Annotated in this window: 7 protein-coding genes; 4 read left to right on the top strand and 3 right to left on the bottom strand. The window is 69.5% G+C overall.

Translation table 11 applies throughout. The annotated features are described in order from the left end of the window. Positions 1-126: 126 nt before the first annotated feature. The gene (locus tag FKP22_RS21585) at positions 127-723 is read right to left on the bottom strand and encodes a LysE family translocator (protein ID WP_141289749.1); all 597 of its coding nucleotides are present in this window, start codon (positions 721-723) and stop codon (positions 127-129) included. A 132-nt stretch (positions 724-855) separates the two neighbouring features. Between FKP22_RS21585 and FKP22_RS21580 the strand changes: the two genes are divergently transcribed. The 4 genes from FKP22_RS21580 (at position 856) to FKP22_RS21565 (ending at position 3,491) form a co-directional block, all read left to right on the top strand. Further along, complete coding sequence (locus tag FKP22_RS21580; protein WP_141289748.1) at positions 856-1,239, top strand: winged helix-turn-helix domain-containing protein; 384 nt, start codon at positions 856-858, stop codon at positions 1,237-1,239. Positions 1,240-1,314: 75 nt separating this feature from the next. Continuing rightward, the gene (modA, locus tag FKP22_RS21575) at positions 1,315-2,082 is read left to right on the top strand and encodes a molybdate ABC transporter substrate-binding protein (protein ID WP_141289747.1); all 768 of its coding nucleotides are present in this window, start codon (positions 1,315-1,317) and stop codon (positions 2,080-2,082) included. 12 nt (positions 2,083-2,094) lie between these two features. Then, a complete protein-coding gene (gene modB, locus FKP22_RS21570) occupies positions 2,095-2,766 on the top strand; it encodes a molybdate ABC transporter permease subunit (protein ID WP_141289746.1) in 672 nt (223 codons plus the stop codon). Further along, on the top strand, positions 2,763-3,491 hold the full coding sequence (locus FKP22_RS21565; RefSeq protein WP_141289745.1) for a sulfate/molybdate ABC transporter ATP-binding protein: 729 nt from the start codon (positions 2,763-2,765) through the stop codon (positions 3,489-3,491). Before modB ends, FKP22_RS21565 begins: the two co-directional genes overlap by 4 nt. 9 nt (positions 3,492-3,500) lie before the next feature. Here the strand turns inward: FKP22_RS21565 and FKP22_RS21560 are convergent, their stop codons facing one another. Together FKP22_RS21560 and FKP22_RS21555 are read right to left on the bottom strand one after the other, a co-directional pair. Beyond that, complete coding sequence (locus FKP22_RS21560; RefSeq protein WP_141289744.1) at positions 3,501-4,001, bottom strand: hypothetical protein; 501 nt, start codon at positions 3,999-4,001, stop codon at positions 3,501-3,503. Between the two features lie 57 nt (positions 4,002-4,058). Next, the coding region (locus tag FKP22_RS21555; RefSeq protein WP_233446921.1) for a LysR substrate-binding domain-containing protein at positions 4,059-4,642 on the bottom strand (584 nt) is incomplete at its 5' end.

Raw genomic sequence — 4,642 nt, 5'->3', positions numbered from 1 at the left:
GCGGATGGACGGCAGCCGCGCGCCAGCCGGCAGTTGGCCGCTGGCCACCAGCGACCGCACGCCGGCCTCGATCTGGTCGGCCAGGGCCACGGGGGAGTCGCGATCGATCGAGAACATCGCGGCAGTCTAGGTGCGCAGCATCGAGACGGCCAGCACCGCGAGCGTCAGCCCCATCAGCGCATTGAAGGCGCGTTGGCGCCGTGGGTCGGCCAGGAAGCCGCGGATGCCCGCGCCGAACATCACCCACACCGAGTTGCACGGAAAGCCGATGGCCCAGCCGACCAGCCCGATCAGCAGCGCACCGGCCAGCGGCGGCATGCCGGCCGGCATGAAGACGGCACCCAGCGTCAGCGCCTTGATCCAGCTCTTGGGGTTGACTGCCTGGAACGCCGCCGCCTGCCAGAAGCCCGGCTGCCGGCCGGCGCGGGCCTGCGTTCCGGTGCGCGTGCGCGCCATCTGCCAGGCCAGCCACAGCAGGTAGGCCACGCCCACCAGCCGCAGCACCGCATGCAGCCGCGGGTGCGCCAGCAGCAGGCTGCCCAGCCCCAGGCCGCACAGGACGGTCTGCAGGAACAGGCCCATGTTGATGCCGAAGATGAACGGCAGGCTGCTGCGGTAGCCCTGGTTGGCGCCCAGCATGGCCAGCATCACGTTGTTCGGCCCGGGCGTGCCGGACATCACCAGGCAGTAGGTCAGCAAGGGCATCCAGTCGGTGTTCGTCATGCTGTGCAGCGTAGGCGGCCGGGTCGTCGCTGCCCAGGCACAACGGCGCTGCGTCTTGCCGCATCTGTGCGGGTGCCGGCACCCGCACAACGGTGCTCCAATGCAGCGGCTTTCACTGCATGATCCACCGCCATGCCCACCTCGAAAAAAGCCGGCAAAGCCGCAGCGTCCAAGCCCGAACTGAAGCTGCGCATGCGAATTTCGCTGGGTGAACTGGTGGGCGTGGGCCCGGGCAAGGTGGCCTTGCTGGAAGCGCTGGCCGAGACCGGCTCCATCACCGCGGCGGCCAAGTCGCTGGACATGTCCTACCGTCGCGCCTGGCTGTTGGTCGACGAGCTGAACCGCGCGCTGCGGCAGCCGGCGGTCAGCTCGGCGGTGGGCGGCCAGCGCGGCGGCGGCAGCCAGCTGACGGACACCGGCCGCGAGGTGATTGCGCTTTACCGCAGCATCGAGGCCCAGGCACTGAAGGCTTGCCAGGCCGACATCCGCAAGCTGATGAAGCTGATGGCCGGCTGAGCCACGCCAGGGCGAGCGTTGTGCACTGCGATATATTGCGCTGCCTTCCTTGCCTTCTTCCTCGGACTGCACAGCATGACCTTCCCCTGGACTTTGAAGCCCCTGCGCCAAGGCGTGTTCGCTGCGCTGGCCCTGCTCAGCCTGGCCACGCACGCGGCCGAGCTGACCGTCTCGGCCGCCGCCAGCCTCAGCAACGCCTTCAAAGACCTGGCGCCCAGCTTCGAGGCGCAGAACCCCGGCACCAGGCTGTTGTTCAATTTCGCAGCGTCCGACGCCTTGCTGGCCCAGATCGCCAAGGGCGCGCCGGTGGACGTGTTCGCCTCGGCCGACCAGGAGACCATGGACAAGGCCGAGCAGCAGAAGCTGCTGGCAGTGGGCAGCCGGCGCAACTTCGCGGCCAACAGCCTGGTGCTGATCACGCCGCTGGAGGGCGGCCTGCCGCTGCAGTCACTGGCCGACCTGGGCAGGTCTGAAGTCAAACGCATTGCACTCGGCAAGCCCGAAGGCGTGCCGGCCGGGCGTTATGCCAAGGGCACGCTGGAGGCGGCCAGGCTGTGGCCAGTGGTCGAGCCCAAGGCGGTCTACGCGCAGAACGTGCGCCAGGCGCTGGACTATGTGGCCCGCGGCGAGACCGAGGCCGGCTTTGTCTACGCGACCGATGCCGCGGTGCAGAAGGACAAGGTCAAGGTGGTGCTGACCGTGCCGACCGAAACCGCCATCAGCTACCCCATTGCGGTGATCGAAGGCAGCGCCAATGCCGACGCCGCGCGCAAGTGGCTGGCGCACGTGCTGTCGCCGGCCGGCCAGGCCGTGCTGGCGCGCCACGGTTTTCAGAAGCCTTGATCGAGGGCCGCAGTGGACGCAGCCTGGATCGCCCTCGCGCTGTCACTGAAGGTGGCCGGCTGCGCCACCGCGCTGAACCTGGTGCTGGGCACGGCGGCGGGTTTTGCGCTGGCGCGGCTGCGCTTTCCTGGCCGCGAACTGGTGGATGCGCTGCTGACGCTGCCGCTGGTGTTGCCGCCCACGGTGCTGGGCTATTACCTGCTGGTGCTGCTGGGCAAGCGTGGCTGGCTGGGCGGCTGGCTGTACCAGCACTTCGGCATCCAGCTGATCTTCACCTGGCAGGGCGCCGTGCTGGCCGCCAGCCTGGTGGCCTTTCCGCTGGTGTTGAAGTCGGCCCGCGCCGCCTTCGAGGGCGTGGAGCCGCAGCTGGAGCAGGCCGCCCGCGTGCTGGGCCTGGGCGAATGGGCGGTGTTCTTCCGCGTGACGCTGCCGCTGGCCTGGCGCGGCGTGCTGGCCGGGGTGCTGCTGGCGTTTGCACGCGCCTTGGGCGAATTCGGCGCCACGCTGATGGTGGCCGGCAGCATCCCGGGCCGCACGCAAACGCTGTCGGTCGCGATCTACGAGGCCGTGCAGGCGGGCCAGGACGACACCGCCAACCTGCTGGTGCTGATCACCTCGGTGACCTGCGTGGCGGCGCTGCTGCTGGCCGGGCGGTTGGCGCCGGCGCGGAATGCCGCGACATGAATCCCGCACGGCCGCCCGAAGGGGCTCGCATCGAAGCCGCTGGCGGCGAAGGTTTGGCAGTCCGTTGGGACGTGGCGATCCGCAAGCGCTTGAGCGGCGGCGGGCGGCAGTTCGAGCTGAACGTGGCGTTCCAGTCCGACGCGCAGCGCGTCGTGCTCTACGGCCCGTCGGGCGCCGGCAAGAGCCTGACGCTGCAGGCCATTGCCGGCCTGCTGAAGCCCGACCACGGCCACATCCGCTTTGGTGGCCAGACCTGGTTTGACGCCGCAGCCGGCGTCAACCAGCCCGCGCGCAGCCGCCGATTGGGATACCTGTTTCAGGATTACGCGCTGTTCCCGCACCTCACGGTGCAACAGAACATTGGCTTCGGCCTGCAGAGGGGTTGGCTCAATCCCGGCGCCCGCAGGGGCAGCGAGGCCGTGCAGCATTGGCTGCAAGCCTTCGAGTTGGGTGAGATGGCCGGCCAGCGGCCGCACCAGCTCTCGGGCGGCCAGCGCCAACGCGTTGCACTGGCGCGCGCGCTGGTCAATCAGCCGCAGGTCTTGCTGCTGGACGAGCCTTTTTCCGCGCTGGACCCGGCGCTGCGCGGCCGCATGCGCGACGAGCTGCAGGCGCTGCTGGACCGCATCAAGCTGCCGATGCTGATGATCACGCACGACCCGGAGGACCTGGCGCGATTTGGCGAGCACCGGCTGCTGATCAGCAGCGGCACCATCAGCCGTTGACTCGTTGAATCAGGACTGGGGTACGGCGCACAGCCTGCGGAAGGGCGCATGCAGCAACTCGCGCCGGTGCCAGCCGGTGCCGTCGATGATCGCGTACTCGGCTGCGTAGCAGCCGTCTTCCGAGGCGATCTCCACGTACAGCGTCGGCTTGGCCTTGCCGCCGCCATGCTCGCAGACATAGACGAACAGGCTCTCCGGCCGCTGTTCGGCCAGCAGCTTGCGGAACAGCGCGCGGCGTACCGGCGCATCGGCCAGCATCGCCGCGTCGTCCACGCCGCGCGTGGCCGGGGGAATCCATTCGGTGCCCAGCATCTGGCCGGGAATGCAGCCGTCCATCTCGATCGCGTACAGCTGGCCATCCAGCGTCATGCCGCGGCGGATGTTGGTGCGCAGCGGCGTGAACACTTCACGAAAAGCCGAGTTCAGGTCGGCTGACTCCATGAAGCGGTGCTGGCGGCTGCCGCGGTGGTCGTCCATGGGCAGGGAAAAAGCCGGGTTGCGCGTGTTCATGGCAGTTCTTCGGCCATGCGCGCAAAGGCTTTAGCCGGCAATCACCCGAAAAGCGGGTCAACCCGGTAGTGATCCGGCCGCCGCGGCCTGCGGCAGGCCGCTGACGAGCTGGGCCAGCACCTGGCGGGCCTGGCGGGTCAGGGCGCTGGGGCGCTTGTGGGCCGAGGTGGTGAGGCACAGCACGCTGTTGAGCAAGGGCGTGAGCGGGCGCACGGTGAGCAGGTCGCCGCGGCCGGAGGCGACCACGGCGCTGGGCGTGAGCACGGCGTGGCCGTAGCCGGCGCAGACCAGGTCGATCAAGGCAGCGACGCTGGAGACTTCCCAGGCGACCTGCAGCTTCAGGCCGGCCAGCAGGGTCTGGGTTTCGAGCAGGCGGCGGATGACGTGGGCACGCTCGGGCAGCACCAGCGGGAACTGCGGCAGCTCGGCCAGCGGCAGGCTGCGTGGCGTGCTGCGGCGCGGCTGGCCAGTGGCTGGCGAGACCAGGCCCAGCGGCTCGCTGAGCAGTGGCTCGAATTCGAGCTCGGGCTGCGGCTCGGGGTTGTAGACCAGGCCGAGGTCGACCCGGCCGGAGACGATCCATTCGGCGATGTGGCTGGACAGTCCTTCGACGACGGCGAGCCGGGCGCGCGGCAGCTGGC

The organism is Ideonella azotifigens, from assembly GCF_006519715.1.
Classification (GTDB): domain Bacteria; phylum Pseudomonadota; class Gammaproteobacteria; order Burkholderiales; family Burkholderiaceae_C; genus Ideonella; species Ideonella azotifigens.
Note: the sequence above shows the minus strand (reverse complement) of the source record. Positions and strands in the feature narration are given on the sequence as shown.